Annotated in this window: 13 protein-coding genes and 1 tRNA gene; 2 read left to right on the top strand and 12 right to left on the bottom strand. The window is 62.4% G+C overall.

The window, feature by feature from the left end:
- Positions 1-182 precede the first annotated feature (182 nt).
- Positions 183-1,625 carry an NADP-dependent succinate-semialdehyde dehydrogenase gene (gene gabD / locus ACM6JM_RS02625; protein WP_011331898.1) on the bottom strand — a complete coding sequence of 481 codons (1,443 nt, stop codon included), beginning with the start codon at positions 1,623-1,625 and terminating at the stop codon, positions 183-185.
- A gap of 443 nt (positions 1,626-2,068) precedes the next feature.
- Between gabD and ACM6JM_RS02630 the strand changes: the two genes are divergently transcribed.
- Positions 2,069-2,145 (top strand) — tRNA-Arg (locus tag ACM6JM_RS02630).
- A gap of 65 nt (positions 2,146-2,210) precedes the next feature.
- Here ACM6JM_RS02630 and ACM6JM_RS02635 read toward each other — a convergent pair.
- The 5 genes from ACM6JM_RS02635 to ACM6JM_RS02655 form a co-directional block, all read right to left on the bottom strand.
- Complete coding sequence (locus tag ACM6JM_RS02635; RefSeq protein WP_219736870.1) at positions 2,211-2,480, bottom strand: hypothetical protein; 270 nt, start codon at positions 2,478-2,480, stop codon at positions 2,211-2,213.
- A 20-nt stretch (positions 2,481-2,500) separates the two neighbouring features.
- Complete coding sequence (locus ACM6JM_RS02640) at positions 2,501-3,115, bottom strand: hypothetical protein (RefSeq protein ID WP_085746292.1); 615 nt, start codon at positions 3,113-3,115, stop codon at positions 2,501-2,503.
- Positions 3,112-3,693: an RNA polymerase sigma factor gene (locus ACM6JM_RS02645; protein ID WP_219736875.1), complete on the bottom strand. Its 582-nt coding sequence runs from the start codon at positions 3,691-3,693 to the stop codon at positions 3,112-3,114. Before ACM6JM_RS02645 ends, ACM6JM_RS02640 begins: the two co-directional genes overlap by 4 nt.
- Before the next feature lie 29 nt (positions 3,694-3,722).
- Positions 3,723-5,411, bottom strand: coding sequence for a vWA domain-containing protein (locus ACM6JM_RS02650; protein WP_414881284.1), 1,689 nt, complete (start codon positions 5,409-5,411; stop codon positions 3,723-3,725).
- Between the two features lie 88 nt (positions 5,412-5,499).
- Complete coding sequence (locus tag ACM6JM_RS02655; RefSeq protein WP_414881285.1) at positions 5,500-6,060, bottom strand: YbhB/YbcL family Raf kinase inhibitor-like protein; 561 nt, start codon at positions 6,058-6,060, stop codon at positions 5,500-5,502.
- Positions 6,061-6,199: 139 nt separating this feature from the next.
- Here ACM6JM_RS02655 and ACM6JM_RS02660 point away from each other — a divergent pair, with 139 nt between their 5' ends.
- Complete coding sequence (locus ACM6JM_RS02660) at positions 6,200-7,729, top strand: FAD-dependent oxidoreductase (protein WP_414881286.1); 1,530 nt, start codon at positions 6,200-6,202, stop codon at positions 7,727-7,729.
- Here ACM6JM_RS02660 and pgaD read toward each other — a convergent pair.
- The 6 genes from pgaD to ACM6JM_RS02690 all read right to left on the bottom strand — a co-directional run bounded on the left by pgaD (position 7,722) and on the right by ACM6JM_RS02690 (position 16,696).
- A complete protein-coding gene (gene pgaD / locus ACM6JM_RS02665) occupies positions 7,722-8,255 on the bottom strand; it encodes a poly-beta-1,6-N-acetyl-D-glucosamine biosynthesis protein PgaD (protein ID WP_074689361.1) in 534 nt (177 codons plus the stop codon). The genes ACM6JM_RS02660 and pgaD overlap by 8 nt on opposite strands.
- The gene (pgaC, locus tag ACM6JM_RS02670; RefSeq protein WP_039772995.1) at positions 8,252-9,607 is read right to left on the bottom strand and encodes a poly-beta-1,6-N-acetyl-D-glucosamine synthase; all 1,356 of its coding nucleotides are present in this window, start codon (positions 9,605-9,607) and stop codon (positions 8,252-8,254) included. The genes pgaD and pgaC overlap by 4 nt, the downstream gene beginning before the upstream one ends.
- A gap of 1 nt (position 9,608) precedes the next feature.
- Positions 9,609-11,606, bottom strand: a complete 1,998-nt coding sequence (pgaB, locus tag ACM6JM_RS02675) for a poly-beta-1,6-N-acetyl-D-glucosamine N-deacetylase PgaB (protein WP_414881288.1) — start codon at positions 11,604-11,606, stop codon at positions 9,609-9,611.
- A 12-nt stretch (positions 11,607-11,618) separates the two neighbouring features.
- Entirely contained in the window at positions 11,619-14,099 is a 2,481-nt protein-coding gene (pgaA, locus tag ACM6JM_RS02680) for a poly-beta-1,6 N-acetyl-D-glucosamine export porin PgaA (protein WP_414881290.1), read from the bottom strand.
- Between the two features lie 256 nt (positions 14,100-14,355).
- Positions 14,356-15,861, bottom strand: coding sequence for a YdgA family protein (locus ACM6JM_RS02685; protein WP_414881292.1), 1,506 nt, complete (start codon positions 15,859-15,861; stop codon positions 14,356-14,358).
- Between the two features lie 199 nt (positions 15,862-16,060).
- A complete protein-coding gene (locus ACM6JM_RS02690; RefSeq protein ID WP_011331886.1) occupies positions 16,061-16,696 on the bottom strand; it encodes a hypothetical protein in 636 nt (211 codons plus the stop codon).
- Positions 16,697-16,785: the final 89 nt, after the last annotated feature.

Consider the following 16,785-nt stretch of genomic DNA (forward strand, 5'->3'; position numbering starts at 1 on the left):
GTCCTCATTCGCCGCTCATCGGGCGGCGTGGTTCAAGGATAAAGCGGGAGGAATCGGCGGTGGCAGCATGCGATGATCGACTGCCACGGCGTTCCCGGCCGCAGAGAAAATTCCGGTTTGAAACGACGCAAAGGGACAGCGCTCTCGTGCCCTTTGCGTTTACAGCGATCTTCTACCGAGGCTTAGATGCCCAGGCAGAGGTATTTGATTTCCAGGTAATCTTCGATGCCGTACTTGGAGCCTTCACGGCCCAGGCCCGAGGCCTTGATGCCGCCGAACGGCGCGACTTCGTTGGAGATCAGCCCGGTGTTGACGCCGACCATGCCGTATTCCAGGGCTTCAGCCACACGGAACACACGGCCCAGGTCGCGAGCGTAGAAGTACGAAGCCAGACCGAACTCGGTGTCGTTCGACATTGCGATCACGTCGGCTTCGTCTTTGAAGCGGAACAGCGGCGCCAGCGGACCGAAGGTTTCTTCCTTGGCCACCGCCGCGTCTTTCGGCACGTTGGTCAGGATGGTCGGCTCGAAGAAGTTGCCTTCCATCGGCTTGCCACCGGCCAGAACGGTCGCGCCTTTGCTCACGGCGTCAGCGATGTGCTCTTGCACCTTGGCCACGGCTTTCTCGTCGATCAGCGGGCCGGTGGTGGTGCCTTCTTCCAGACCGTTGCCGATCTTCAGCTTGGCGACTGCCACTTTCAGCTTCTCGGCGAACGCGTCGTAGACCGAATCCTGAATGTACAGACGGTTGGCGCAGACGCAGGTCTGGCCGTTGTTGCGGTACTTGGAAATGATCGCGCCTTCGACGGCCTTATCCAGGTCCGCGTCGTCGAACACGATGAATGGCGCGTTGCCGCCCAGTTCCAGGGAGACTTTCTTGATGTCCTTGGCGCATTCCGACATCAGCTGACGACCGATTTCGGTCGAGCCGGTGAAGGACAGTTTGCGCACGATCGGGTTGCTGGTCAGCTCGCTGCCGATATCGCCGGCGCTGCCGGAGACCACGCTGAACACACCTTTAGGGATGCCGGCGCGCTGGGCCAGTTCGGCCAGAGCGAATGCGGAGAACGGCGTTTGCGAAGCCGGCTTGAGCACCATGGTGCAACCGGCGGCCAGCGCAGGACCTGCCTTACGAGTGATCATCGCCGCCGGGAAGTTCCACGGGGTGATGGCAGCGGTCACGCCGATCGGTTGTTTGATCACGATCAGGCGCTTGTCCGGCTGGTGGCCCGGAATCACGTCGCCGTAAATGCGCTTGGCTTCTTCGGCGAACCACTCGATGAACGAAGCGGCGTAAACGATTTCGCCCTTGGCTTCGGCCAGTGGTTTGCCTTGTTCGAGGGTCATCAGGCGAGCGAGGTCATCCTGGTTCTCGATCATCAGTTCGAACCAGCGACGCAGTTTGCCTGCACGCTCCTTGGCGGTCAGTGCACGCCAGGCCGGAAGCGCCTTGTCGGCGGCTTCGATGGCGCGGCGGGTTTCGGCAGCGCCCATCTTCGGCACGGTGCCCAGAATCTCGCCAGTGGCCGGGTTGTTGACCTTGATCGTCTGACCGTTGTCCGCGTCGACCCATGCGCCATCGATGAAGGCTTGCTGGCGGAACAACTGGGTGTCTTTAAGCTGCATGTCGGCTTTCCTTAACAGCACCGCGCAAGGCGCGGAGCAAAATTATGATTGTAGAAAGGCGCCTCGCAAGGCTGCCGTCAGGGAAATCATTCACCGGGCTGGCACATGAATAGCGCACGACTCGAAACGCGTGCGGCTCAGCACCTGGATAAGGAGCGTTTGAAATCTCAAACGAATCCTAGGTTCAAAGGGGTTGGAGGACAATAGGGCGTTCGAAAAAAAGAACAAAAACGCCGCAATTGCTGAACATTTCAGATCAACGTACCAACAGCCCCGATCGCAGGGAAACCATAGAACAGCCTCCCCAAAGCGCCAAGCGAGCCTTTTGCAGGACGTTACAGCTTTATGGAATGCAGGGTTTTCCAACCGACACTTGCACTGACAATCCACGCCAAAACCCGGCATGGACGCCCCGAGCCGACCTAGGTATGATGTCGCCCGCTGCACCAGTAGCTCAGCTGGATAGAGTACTGCCCTCCGAAGGCAGGGGTCGTGGGTTCGAATCCCGCCTGGTGCGCCATGAACAAAACGAAAAAGCCCCGGACTGCAAGGTCCGGGGCTTTTTTGTGCCTGCTGGCTGGCGACTCACTCCGTCGTCCAGTCAAACTCGTCGTATTCATCATCGTCTTCATCGTCCTCGATCAAGTCATCATCGAGAACGTCTTCCTCCAGATCCTCTTCGGCCTGTTTGGCCAGAAGAAACTCCTTGCGACTCTCTGTCACTGCCCGCCGCAGTTCCTCACCCTTCACCGGGCAGTTGAGCATTTGGGCGATGCGGTCGATTTTTTGGGCCACGGCATCCTCCAGCGCATCGGCAATGACCCGATAGTGCGCGTTTTTGCGGGTCAATGCCAAATGGCGGATGGCTGATACGGTCAGTTCTTGCGGATTTTTTCCAGTCGCAGGTCGAGATTCACGTTCGGGTAGCGCTTGTGCAGGTTGTTGAACAGGCTGTCGGCCGCTTGCGACTGGCCGGACTCGCGCAGGCGCAGGACTTCACGCAGTTGCGCGTCAAGACCGTTGACCGGGGCGGCGGCGCGCTTGCTGACCTTGGCTTCGTCCGCCGTGTCGGCGCTGATCGATTCGCTCTGCATCGGTGCGGCCATTTCCGCCATTGGCGCGGGAGCCATTGCGGGTGCAGGCGCAGAAAGCGCGCCGGCGGGCGCCGACAATGATCGGGCCTCCTGGCGGGCCACTGGCGCAGCCGGTTTCGCGGCGGGGGCGAAATCGTATTGAGCCACGGGTTCCGGCGCGCGTTGCACCAGCGACAGCATCAGCGCGATGCCGACCAGACTGGCAAAAACCACCTGATAGCGCGGTTGCTGGCAGGCCTTGAGCCAGCGTTGCCACAGGTTTTGCCGTGGTGCCGGGGTTTCACGGTGGGCGGCGTTGAGGATCAGCGCATCGAGATGCGCCGGCGGCTCGGCGTTGTGCTGTTCGCGCACGTGCTTGAGCACTTGCTCTTCGGGTGTCGGGCGGGCGTCCGTCATGTCAGTACCTCCTCGGCCAGCAGCCGACGCAGTTTTTGCTGGGCGTAGCGCAAGCGGCTCTTGACGGTTTCCAGCGGTGTTTCGGTGAGGCTGGCGATTTGCGCCAGGTCGAGGTCGCCATGGGCGCGCAGCAGGAACACTTCGCGCTGGTCGGCGGGCAAGGATTGCAGGGCGCTCTCCAGGCGCTGGCTGTCGCGGCTGAGGTTGAGCAATTGTTCGGGATCGGAGGCGTCGTCGCTGACGGCGTGGAATTGCTCGTCATAGCTGTCATGCAGCGGTTGCCGGGCGCCGTGTTTGCGCCAGTGGTCGATCAGGCGATTGCGGGCAATCTGGAACAACCATGTACGAAAGGTCGCCCGGCCTTGTGGCTGACTGGCGCTGCGGATCAGGCTCAGCCACGTCTCCTGGAACACCTCGTCGGCCAGTTCAGGTTTGCCGCTCAAACCGAGCAGAAACCGGTAAAGACTCTGCCGATGACGGGCGTACAGGATCTCGAACGCCTTGCCGTCACCCTCGCGATAACGGGCCAGCAGCGATTCGTCGCTGCTGGCCTCAAGGCTGTCGGCGGAGGTAAACAGCTGTGTGATAAAGCCTTTAAGGCGGCTCACTATTCAATCCGTCGCTCGGTGGACATTGCGTTGGAGGCCGTGGACGTACGCAGGCTCTGCGCCAGTTCAACCAGCTGCACGAACTCGTTGCGCAGGCCGAAGCGGTCATCGCCACGGGCACCGCGGGCCAGGGCTTCGGTGTCCTTGAGGCTGAAATCGCCGGTGTAGCGACCGTCCTTGAGTTGCTGGGAAAACGCGGCGACGGCGGCGGCGAAACGCAGATCCTCACTGGCCGGCGCCACCTGACTGGCAATCGGCCGCTCGATCAGCAGACTTTTCCCACCCTCAGGCTTTTGATATCGCACGCGTAGCATGGCCAATTCTCCTTTCTTCTCGGAAACCACTGCATCGGTTTTTCCGTAACGCAGCGGTTCCAGCCAGCCCTTCCCGCCTGTCGGGACAATTTCATACAACGCCGTCACCGTATGGCCTGCACCGATTTCACCGGCATCGACCTTGTCATTACTGAAATCCTCACGCTTCAACGCGCGGTTTTCGTAGCCGAGCAGCCGGTATTCGCTGACCTGCGCCGGGTTGAACTCGACCTGCAACTTGACGTTTTTCGCCACCACGGCGAGGGTCGAACCGAGTTGATCCACCAGCACCTTGCGCGCTTCGCGCAAGTTGTCGATGTAGGCGTAGTTGCCGTCACCGGCATCGGCCAGTTGTTCCATCAGGTGTTCATTGTAGTTATCCACACCAAAACCCAAGGTGGTCAGGGAAATCCCGGTCTTGCGTTTATCCACAGCCATTTGTTTCAGGCTGTCGAAGTCGCTGATGCCGACGTTGAAGTCGCCGTCGGTGGCCAACAGGATGCGGTTGATGCCGTTGGGGATGAACGCTTGCTGCGCCATCTGGTAAGCCAGTTCGATGCCTGAAGCGCCCGCAGTCGAGCCGCCGGCGGTCAATTGCTCGATGGCTGTGCGAATTTTCGCCCTTTCCCGTCCGGAAGTCGGCTCCAGCACCACTCTGGATTCGCCGGCATACACCACCAGCGAAACCCGATCCTGCTCGCGCAATTGATCGACCAGCAACTTCAGGGTGCTTTTGACCCGCGGCAAGCCTTCGGGGCGGTCCATTGAGCCGGACACATCCACCAGAAACACCAGGTTCGCCGGGGCCAATTCCGCCACCGCGCGGTCGGAGGCCTTGATGCCGATGCGCAGCAAGCGGGTGTGCGGGTTCCACGGTGAAGCGGCCAGTTCGGTGGTCACGCCGAAGGGCGAGCCATCGCTCGGCAGCGCGTAGTCGTAGGGAAAGTAATTGACCATCTCCTCCAGCCGCACCGCGCCTTCCGGCGGCAGGCGACCCTGGTTGAGCAGGCGCCGCACATTGGCGTAGGCGCCGGTGTCGACATCGGCGCTAAAGGTCGAGACCGGGGTTTCGGCGACGCTGCGGATCGGGTTGTCGGCCAGCTTGGCGTACTGCTCGCGTTGTTCGTCACGATAGCCTTGTGGATAACTTTCACTGGCCGGCAGCGGTGCAAAACTGGCTATCGGCGCTGCCCGTACACTGCGTTTGGCCATCGCGCTGTCGGCCATCACCGCTTCAGGCTGCACGGAGGATTTCAGTTCGGTCTGCGCCGGCGGCGCGACGGTGGTTTCCGGGCTGGAGGAAACGCCGCAACCGGCAACCACCAGCAACACACTGACAGCAAGGGGGCGCAGAAGCGTGGAAGGAAGGGACATGGGGGCTGACCTCGGGGAAGAATTGATCCATTCATCCCCTGAGACGGGCAGCCCTTTGCGTTCGGGTTAAACCTCGCCGAAATTTTTTTCAGCGGTGATAGCGCCGCACCGCACTGCTGTTGCGCAGCACGTGGCCTTTGATTTTTTCCATCAACTGGGCGCGGGTCAGGCCGGCAGGCAAGGCGTCCGGGGCCAGATCCAGGGCGTAGATCTGGATGATGTAGTGGTGAGCGCTGTCGCCCACCGGCGGGCATGGGCCGATGTAGCTGGTGGTGCCTTTGCTGTTGGTGCCACCGACACCTTCAAGGGCCGATTTCGCTCCAACGCCGGCGGCAATCTGCCGGGTTGTGGCCTTGATGCCGTAGTGAACCCAGTGATCGACGCCTGCGCCTTTCTGGCCGTCCGGATCGTGCATGACGATGGCGTAGCTCAGGGTTCCGGCCGGGCCAGCATTCCAGCTCAGGGCCGGCGACTGGTTCTTGCCGCCGCAACCGGCTGCATCGCTGGCCGCCGCCGAGGTGAACAGGCGGTTATCCGACACGCCGGGAATGCTGAGGGTGAAACGCTCCTGGGCCTGCGCCGGAAACTGCACGCAAAGGGCGACGGCAACGGCCGCCAGCCAAGGGTTGAGAGAGGTCAATCGGGTCATTCCGGGAGCACCTTGTGCAGTTGGGCCTTCGTCGGCCTGCAAACTATAGCCGTACCGTTCGTGCCGTGGCAGTGGGAAATGGCTGAACCTCGCAATGCAGCCCAAACTCGTAAGAGAAATGCCTGTGAGGAGCACGACCATGACCCTGCACCGTGTCGCCCGTTTCGCCGATGTGCCTGAAGACCGTGGGCTGGAGGTGCAGATCGGCGACTGCAAGATCGTCCTGCTGCGCGCCGCCGGCCAGTTGCGCGCCTTTCAGGGGCAATGCCCGCACGCCGGCGCGCCGCTGGCGGAAGGTGCGTTGTGCCACGGCCGGCTGATCTGCCCGTGGCACAAGGCAGCTTTTCGTGCCGAAGATGGCGCGTTGTGCGAGCCACCGGCGCTGGACAGCCTCAAGCGTTATCCGCTGGAACTGCGCGGCGACGAGGTGTGGGTCGATGACCAGCCGCTGCCGGATCCGCACACCCCGCCGCAGGACGACCCGCGCACCTTTGTCATCGTCGGCGCCGGTGCCGGGGGAACGGCCTGCGCCGCCGCCCTGCGGGAAAAAGGCTTCGGCGGGCGAATCGTGCTGATCGACCGCGAGCCGGACGCCGGCTACGACCGCACGGTGCTGAGCAAATTCGTGCTGTCCGGGGAAATGCCGTCAGCGGAAACCCCGCCGCTGCGCGATGACGATTTTTACCGCGAACAGCACATCAACCGGGTTTCAGGCGAGGTCACCGGGCTCGATGCCGATACCAAAACCCTTCACCTGAGCGATGGCCGCACACTGCATTACAGCGCGGCGGTGCTGGCCACCGGCGCGACGCCCAACGCATTGGAGTTACCCGGCGCCGACCTGCCCCAGGTGTTTGTCCTGCGCTCAAGAACCCAGGCGCAATCCATCATGGACGCCGCCCAACCGGGCCAGCGCGCGGTGATCATTGGTGACAGCTTCATTGCCCTTGAATGTGCTTCAGCCTTGCGCCAACACGGTCTCGAGGTGACGGTGCTGGCCCGTCACGCGATTCCCTTCGCGGCGCAATTCGGTGAAGCCGTCGGCAAGGCGATCCGGGCGCTGCATGAAGAACACGGCGTGAAATTCATCACTGATCACGAAGCCAGGGAGATCACCGGCGATGGCAAGGTCGAGGCGGTGTTGCTCGACAACGGCCTGCGCCTGTCGGCGGATCTGGTGTTGGCGGGAATCGGCGTACATCCGGCCACCGAAGCGTTCGTCGACTTGCCGCGCGAGGACGATCAATCACTGTTGGTCGATGCCAGCCTGCGCGTGGCTGACGGCCTATGGGCGATTGGCGATATCGCCACCTTCCCGTTGAACGGCAAACCACAACGCATCGAACACTGGCGCCTGGCCCAGCAGCACGCGCGAATCGCCGCCGCCAACCTGCTCGGTGGCGACGAGCATTATCTCGACGTGCCGTATTTCTGGACCTGGCATTTCGGCCGCAACTACGACTATCTCGGTCACGCCGAGCAGTGGGACGCAGTCGAATTCATCGGCGAACCCGAACAGCCGCCATTTATCGGGCTGTTCGGGAGCAAGGGCGTGGTGGTGGCGGCGGTGGCCTGCGAAGAGGAGCGAGCGATGGCGCTGCTGGCCGAACGCATGAAACAACCGCTGCCGATGGATGAAGCCTGGCGGCTGATTCGCGCCGTCAGGTGATCCGGTTCAGCGGCTCGCGGTTGTCGTCGTCCTCGGCGTGCAGAAATATCACCCGAGGATGCTCGAGTGGCGCCAGCGGTGGCGGGAGCTCCTGCGGCTGAACCGGCCACAGATGCGGCACCACATGACTGACGTCGCCGTCCTGATCGTTGTGGATGGTCATCACGCCCGGCCCGCGCAGTTTCTGAAAGCGCTCGTCGCACAGCTTGAAGCTGCGGCTCAGCCCCTCATCGTCGACCACCGGGGACGGCAAGCGGCGCTGGGCGAAACTTCGGCTCTTGCGTTGCTGATAGCGCGCCCAGCCGATCAGGATCACCGCGTTGACTAAAGCCACCCACAGGTAAATCTGCAAGGTGCCGAGGGCTTCGAATGCCGAGTTGTCGATGCGTGGCCCGCCTTCGTGGGTCTCGATCAGCGGCCATAAACCGCGCGCCAGCAGATACAGCAGGCCGATCCAGGCCAGCACGGTGAAGAACGCATCGACCACCACCAGAAACGGCCGTTGGCGGGTCCGGATGATTTTCATTTGATAACCTCCTCTTCATCGTTCCCGAGCGGCTTGATACCCCGGTCGGGACTGACCCAGCGCGCACGCTTCTGGTGTTGGCCGAACAAGACTTTGGGGAAACTGACCAGCGTGGTCAGCAGGCTGACGAACCAGAACGCGATCGGATACCAGACCACCCAGAACATGGTCTTGCCCAGGCCCGGCTCGTAACGACGGTCAATGATGATGCTGACCGCGAACTGCACCAGGCAGACAAACGCCAGCAGCAGACCGGTGAACGCCGGGGGCATCAGGTGATCGACCGCAATCGCTTCAGGCATGACCACGAACTTGCCGACGGCCCAGAAGATCACCGACAACAGGAAGGTGAACGCCCAACCGGTCGACAGGCAGTATTCGAACAGCAGCGGCCACAGGTAACGGTGACGGTACTGCCAGATCCCGCGAATGTTCTTGAACAGCACTTCGGCGCCGCCCTGGGCCCAGCGCAGACGCTGCTTCCACAGACCGCGCAGGGTTTCCGGCATCAGGATCCAGCACAGGGCACGGGGCTCGTAGAAAATGCTCCAGTGATCCAGTTGCAGCTTCCAGCTGATGTCGATGTCTTCGGTGATCATGTCCGGGCTCCAGTAGCCAACCCGGTTCAGCGCGGTGCGGCGGAACGCGACGATCACACCCGACACGGTGAAGATTCGCCCGAACACCCGCTGGGTGCGCTTGATCAGCCCGATGATCGACGAGAACTCGCCGACCTGAACCCGCCCGACCAGAGTCGAACGCGTGCGGATTCGTGGGTTGCCGGTCACCGCGCCCAGTCGTGCGTTGTCGAGCATCGGCGCCACAAGGTAAGCGGCGGTGTTCGGCGCCAGCAGCGCGTCACCGTCGATGCACACCAGATATTCGCTGCGCGCAGCGATGGCGCCCATGCGCAGGGCCACGGCCTTGCCCTGGTTTTCCGCCAGGTGCAGCACCCGCAGTCGCGGATCTTCCTTGGCCAGCGCATCCAGCACTTCGGCGGTGTTGTCCTTGGAGCCGTCGTTGATCGCGATGACTTCGATGTTCGGGTAGTGCTGCGCCAGCGCCGCGTGGATGGTGTCGGCGGCGTTGTCGCCCTCGTTGTAGCAAGGGATCAGGATCGAAATCAGCGGTTCGCCTTCCAGCGGTGGCGGCAGGGTGTCGTCCTTCCACGGCCAGTGCCGTTCCCAGTGCAGCCAGAAATACAGGCCACCGGAAATCCACAACCCGGACATGAACAGCGGGTAGAAGAACACGAAGTCCATCAGGAATTGCCCGGTGACCAGGAAGATCAGCCCCAGCGGGACGCCGAGGACGATCGCCAGAACAAGCAGGGCCAGCAGTCTATCCAGCATGTCATGGGTTCCATTTGTTGGAGAGCGCAGGCCGCACGGTTTTCAGGTCCGGCAGGTTCTCGAGAAAGTTGTCCGGGTAGTAGCCGAAACTGGTGGCGCCCTGACGCTTGAGGCGGCTCATCCAGTCGGCCAGTTGCGCGCCGTCGATGTCGGTCTGGTCCTTTTTCGTCCAGTCCCGGGCCTGCAATTCGAACACCGTGCGATTCAGCGCACCGGGGCGCTGTTTGATCTTCGCCACCAGCGCTTCGAGCCACGGGCCGGACTGCGCATACGTCTGTTTTTCCATGAGCGGCATGGCCATCGGCGCCGTCCAGTCGTAAGTCCCGAGGAAGTCATCGAGGTTCTGCGCGAACCACGCTTCGCTGTGCGGATTGAGCACTGGCTCGGCGAAGATGTTGCGCGCGGTGAGCACTTGCGGGCCACGAATCGCGCGCACCTTGGCGGTCAGCTCATTGGTGAAGTCGATCAGGTAGCGGCTCTTGAAGCGCGTCCAGCGCTGCATGGCTTCCGGATCGTCACGCAGGGCGGCGATCGAGTCCGGCAAACCGTTCGCGGCATAAGCCTTCAGCGCCTGCGGGCCGGCGTCTTCGAAGTCCGAAAGCACCGCGTCGTCGTGGTAGAGAATGCCGTCGACCGAGGTCAGGCGTGCCACGTCTTCGTAGATCTCACCGATGATCCGCCGCACTTCGGGATCGAACGGCGACAAGCGTTTGTATTGATCCGGGTCGACCGCGGTCGTGCCGGTCTTCGGATCCCAGCGCGTCACCCGTGGCAGCTTCGAATCCAGTTCGAAACTCAGCACCGGCATCCACGCAAAGACCTTCACGTGAGCCCGGGTACGCAGTTGCCAGGCGACGCGGTCGAACAGGTCGGCGCGCATCGGCAGATGACGGTTGGGGAAGTACAACGAATGCACCAGCCCATCGCCCTTCGGATCGGCGAAGGCTTGCAGGAACACGGTGTTGGCGCCCATGTCAGCCATGCGCTGGATCAGTTTGCCGAGGTTGATTTCCTGCTGCGCCGGATCCGGGTCGTAGACGTTGTCCAGATCGACGTGGATCACGCGCATGGTGAAATCCGATTGCACGCCGACCACGCTGTTGGCGAAGTGCTCGCCGTCAGGGTCGGAAGCCACCAGGAAACGCGGCCCGCTCATCAGGTTGTCGAGGGCATCGAGGCCGTCATCGAGGGTCAGGGCCATTTCATAGCCTTCCTCGCTCACCACGGTCAGCGACGTGCCGTCCGCCGTGCCGTAAGGCCAGACCCAGATGCGCGGTTTCTTACCGGTGTTCTTGCGGATTTTCTCCGAGATCGCCTGCACGTCGGCGCGGATCCGCGCCTGGAAATCGGCTTCGGATTCGTAGCGTTTGCTCACCGGATCGTAGCGTCGGGTCGCGGCCGCCGGCTGAAGGTTGCCTTGCGGGTTGGCGAGAATGCCTTTGTGATTGGCATCGGTGTGAGCGGCGATTTCCACCAGACCCGATTGCGAGATTTCCCGCACCTGAGCCCAGGTCAGGAAGTCGGAGCGCGCACGCGGTGTACCGGCGAAATCCACCGGCTGGTTCAGCGGCGTGTCGATCCAGGTGCCGACCGGCGCCAGCAGCGCATGCCAGTTGTAGGCGCGCAACACCGGCAACACGCGGGTGTAGAAGCTTGAGTAACCGTCGTCGAAGCTGAGCAGGATCGCCTTGGGCGGCAGTTCCGGCCCGCCTTTGCGCGCGGCCATGATCTGGTCGACCGTCACCGGTTTGTAGTTGTTTTCCCGCAGCCAGGCGAGTTGCTCAAGCAGGCGCTCGGTGCGCACCGCCACCACCGCCTGATCGGGGTCACGATCTTCGACGTCATGGTAGGCAATGCCCAGCACGTGGTTTTTCGGCCAGGGCTTTTCATTGGCTGCCAGCGGTCGCTCGGACGGCGGCACGAAGGCCGGGGCTTGCTGGGCGCAGGCGCTGACCAGCAGCACTCCCAGCAGAAGGAAGAAACGCGAAATCAAAGGCATCTTCAAACTCTTCTAGAAGCGGAAAGTGAGGTCGACGAGCAGACGCAGATCGGTTTCCCGGTCACCGTCGTAGGGCCGGTTGATCACGCTGAACAAACCGCCCACCTCGAACACGTCGTTCCAGGCGTAGCGCTGGCCGTAACCGAGCAATGCCATGCCGCCGGTGCCGTGATCACGCTGGCTGTAAGTGCCCGCTCCGGCCTGGAACTGCTGGCTCCAGGCGGTTTCGTAGCGGTGGTACAGCACGTGATTGACGTTGAGCAGCGGCATGACGCTGAAGTCCGACTTCGGGTTGAAGTACGGCACGTCATCGGACTTGGAGTTGTGGCTGGTGCCCACTTCCAGGCCCGCATCGACTTGCAGGTTCGGCGCGCTGTAGACGCCCTCTTTTCCGGTCAGCAAGGCTTCGACACGGTTGTTGCCGTCGCTGAAGTGCGACGGGCTGACCGCCAGCCGCCACTCGCGGCTCTCATTGGCGCGCCAGCGGATGAAACCGCTGCCGCCGTTGGCCTTGATGTCGCTGTTCAGTGCCCGCAACGGGGTCTCGGCCGACAGGTATTCAAGGCTGCCGCCGTATTGCCAGTGATCGTCGATGTCGCGGGCAATCGCCAGACGTGCCCCCTGCTTGTCGCCGAAACCATAGGAATGGTTCGACACTTCGGCTTCGAGGGTCATGTCGCGGGTGCGACGCTCCAGGCCGACACGCTGGAAGTGGTGGTGGCCGGTGCCTTCGGCAAAATCGCCGGTGGCGTATCCGGCCCCGGCGAACACCCGCCAGTCCTCATCGATCGGCGGGCTGTAAAGGGTGGTCTGGATACCGAAATCCCGGCTGCCGGAGACCGCGCCGGCATCGCCACCGCTGCCACCGTTGGCCTTGCCGCCATAGGCCTCGACGCGCAGCTCGGACATGTCGTGCACTTCGCGCTCACGGGCCAGACGCTGGACCTGCCGGTTGTCGGGGAAACGCGCCACCACGTCATCGGTCAGCGCATCCATCTGCCGCCATTCCTGCAGGTCCATGGCGGTGCGGGCCTGCGCGACTTCCAGGCCCATGTCGCGCGGCGCGATGCTCTCGGTTTCCTTGAGCTGGTTTTCCGCGCGGCGCGGCCAGTTACGGGCCAGGTACAGATCGGCCTGGGCCAGGCGCAGGCCGATGTTGCCCGGCGCCTGATCCACCAGGGTCTGCAAGCGCTCTTCGCCGTGAGGCAGGTCGGAGCCATAGGTGCCGGCCTGCGCCGCCAGTTGCTGGGCGTCCATCCATTCGTCGTTGGGGTTGCCGATCGGCAAGCCCTTGAGTTCGACGCGCGGCTTCTGCGCCTTGGCCTGATCTTCAGCGACTTTGCGCGCCTCTTCGGCGCGGTCGCTTTCCAGCAGCGAGTAATACAGCGCCGTGGTGTCTTCGAGTCGGTCGCCGACATCGGCGTCCGGCGCTGCCAGCACCTGACGGTAAAGATCGGTGGCGATTTCCGGCTGGCGCTGATCCAGATAGGACGCCGCCACCCAGCGCAGGGCGTAGGTCGGGATCTTCACGCCTTCGGCTTGCAGCTTCTGGTATTCGCTGATGACTTCGGCGGTGCGCGCCCGGGCCTTGAGTGCGCCCATGCGGTCGATGCGCCAGCGGGTCACGTCATCGTGGGCGCTGGCGTCCGGGGTCCAGGTGGCGAGCAACTGGTCGTAGTCGGCCAGGGCGCGGTCGGCGATTACGTAGCGTTCTTTTTCGCTGCGGGTGGCCAGTTCGGCCAGGCGCACGCGTTCGGCGGCCAGATCACCTTCCAGTCGACGCAAGGTGACGGGATCGATCAGCCCCGGACGCTGCTTCGCCAAACGTAGCGCCGGCTCCGGCAGACGCGCCTTTTGCAGGGCGACCACGTATTCGCGGGCGACCTCAGGTTTGTTGCCGGCGCGCATGAAGGCCTGGTCGTATTCGAACAGCGCGTCGTACGGCTTGCCGGCGCGATTCAGGGCGTAGCCCAGCGCCAGTCGGCGGGAGGGATCATCGGGTTTGGCGGCGACCAGCGAACGGGCGCGGATCACCCCTTCGTCAGGCTTGCCGGAGTCGGCCTGGGTCAGCGCCAGACCGAGTTGCAGGTCGGCGTTGTCCGGCTCCAGCCTCAGGGCCTTGTTGTAGACCTCGATCGCCTGATCCCAGCGCTTGAGGTTGCGATAGGCCCGGGCAGTGGCGGTCAGCGCCTGAACCGGCAGTGCCCGGCCACGACCCTGAGTCTCGTAGACCTGCACCACTTCGGCGTCGAGCCCGGCCCAACCGGCGATTTGCAGGTGATCGCTGACCTGGCCGGTGGTGGCCTGGGCCGGCGGCACCTGACGCAAGACGGTCAGCGCGGGCGTGTAATGCCCGGCCCGGGCGTCGAGCACCATTTGATCGTAGGCCGTATCGGCGAACGCGAACGCCGGCCAGAGCAACTGGCTGCACAGCGCGACTCGAAACAAAGGGCGTAAACCACGATGTAATACGGGAACATCAATACGCGGCATTCGTCAGCATCCTTACATGGCCAGCCGGGTAGCAACGCCCCCCCTTGCCCATTTCGTAACGGAGGCCAAGTAGATCACCTGGCCAAGCTATCCAAGCAGTCTTGCACGCAAGCGTAGATCAATATTCAGAACACAATAATTGTTCAGATTCGTGACGATGACTGGCCCCGGCTAACCGTTAACCCGGATGCCAGACAGCAAAACGCCCGGCGTCTGCGGGTGCAGAGGCCGGGCGATTCGTTGTCGCGCGGGGCGTTTACTGAGGCTGTTCGATACTGCCGAACTTGCTCATCAGGAAGCCGACGAACTGCTCGACGGTCATCTTCTGGCCGTTGAATTCCACCTGATTGGCAGCGTAATGCAGTTTGGTGACTACGTTGGTGCCGTCCAGCGTCGCCAGCTGCGTACCCACGGCCATGCCGGCGAACATGTCGGCGCCAGCGCTGGCCTGGTCAACGATGGCCTTGGCATCGGTCTGGCCATCGATTTGCGCCTGCACGCTGAGCAGGTCGACCAGCATCGGCTTGGACACCAACACATTGATGTCCAGCAGCGCGATCAACTGTTTGCCCAGTTGATCCGGTGGCAGGTCCATCGACGCAGGCTTGGTCAGATCAAGCACCAGATTCGCCCGGCTTTCGCCGTTGGCGGTTTTCAGCGACAGGTCTTCCAGCGCCAGTTGCGGCCCGGCCGCCAGCAGTTTCTGCAGGTCGGCCTTGACCTGGGTCGACTCGGCCTCGGTCAGGTTCAGCTCCGGTGCCGGCAGGCCGGCGGCGGTGGCTTCGGCAGCGGCTTTTTCGTAAGGCTGCAGCTTGGTCTGGTAGATCTGCATCAGCGACATCGCCGACGGAATGTCGAGGTTTTTCAGGCTCATGGCCAGGTTGGCCGAACCGATTTTCTTGTCGTTGAGGGTCACTTCAGCGACCTTGTAGTCGGCACGGCCGGAGGCGTTGCTGCCGTTCTCTTCGGTACGGTTCTTCATTTCGAAGTTCTTCACGCCCAGCACCGACTGCTTGGCGCCGAAGGTGGTCTTGCTGCTGGTCAGCTCCAGGGTGTTCTCGCCGGTGTAGTAGCCGTAGGTGCTCTTGGCGAGGTTGCTGGCCAGGGTCAGGCCATTGAGTTCGATCTGCACCGGCGTCTGGTCTTCGGCGACCGTGGTCAGGCGCAGGCTGTCCATGTAGCCGTCGGCCTTGACTTTCTGGGCCTGGGCGCTGGCGGAAATATCCATGTTCAAGCCGGAAAACTTCAGGTTCGACTTGTCATCCAGCGCAGCTTCCAGTGGCAGCAGTTCGAGGTTGCCGGTGGTGGACTGGTCGTAGCCGATGTTGACCACACCTTTGAGCGGCGCCGCGCCCTTGGTGGCGGCAAACCATTTTTCGGTGATCGGGGTCTTTTCCAGCTCAAAGTGACTGGTGGCCATGACCGGAAGCCATTTCAGCGAAACCAGACGCGAGAACGGCAGCGGGCCATGTTCGATGCGGTCGACGAACAGCAGCTCGACCGGCGCTTCGCCGAACATTTCACCCTCGCCCTTGAGGCGATAGTGCGCGGTGCTGCTGAAGGTGTTGCGCTCCAGCGACACCAGTTCCAGCGACGCACTGCCGTTGGAGCCGGCCATGGCGGTCTGCAACTCGCTGTTGGCATTGGCGACGGCATTGTTCAACACGCCTTCGATTTTGGTGCCGGTGTACCAGGCCCCGCCTACGCTGATGGCGCCAATGGCCACAACAATTCCGAGAAGCACGCCTGCTGATTTATTCATGAATGACCTGATCGATTTCCGTGGCTGAAAGTGTGGTCGTCTTCCCTGAACCCGTGACCGGGCCGTGGCGCGACTCCGCTGAATTTAGCGGTGGAGATTAGCACCGGGCGCGCCTGGCAGCCCAATGTTTAAAGGTTAAAGAATGTCGACAAGACATGGACAAACAAAAAGATCGCCGGGTTCGGCGATCTTTTCGGGATCAGGAATATTGCACCTCGATCTCGTCGAGCTGATGGTCGAAGCTTTTCAGCCGCGCGGTCCAGGTGTACACCAGCACTTCGAAATCCCGGTCGATCACTGCTCCGCCCGGCCCGTCGCTGCGCGGGTCGCAGAAATCCAGTTGATAACGCTCGCGGGCCATGGCCGTGGCGACGTCCGACAGTTCGCGGGCGTTGTTGAGCCAGTGCCAGCCATCGCCGGCGACTTGTCGGTCGAGGGCCAGACATTGTTTTTTCAGGGCTTCGAGGCTTTTTTCCAGCGGCGTGCCGGTGAGCTCGCCCATGACTTCGGCGAAGGTACGCCCCGGCTGCCAGTAGCCGCCCCAGAAGTAGCGGTCGAATACGGTTTCGACTTTACGCAGCGCGACCTTGGTGTCCCAGATCAGCAGCAGCGTCTTGCTTTGCTCAAGCTGGCGTTTTTTGAGTCGCTGGGTCTGCACCAGCGCCGACGCCACGACCACGATCGCCATGACCGCGATCAGCGCCACGGTGCTGTCGAGGAAGACCATTGCCTTGTCAATCTGATGAGCCAGCATGATGCCGTAGAAATAGGTGGCCGACAGCAGCACCAGGGCTACGAGGGCGCACCAGAAGCCAAGAGCGTAAGGGTTTTTCATTATTGGTTTCCCCTAGACCTGCGCTAGCGATGTGCACTGAAAAGGCGCCTGGTTCGGGGCGCCCTTTCAATACTTCAAAGCATAGCAAC

It is taken from the genome of Pseudomonas sp. IT-P2, from assembly GCF_949767575.1.
Classification (GTDB): Bacteria; Pseudomonadota; Gammaproteobacteria; order Pseudomonadales; family Pseudomonadaceae; genus Aquipseudomonas; species Aquipseudomonas pharyngis.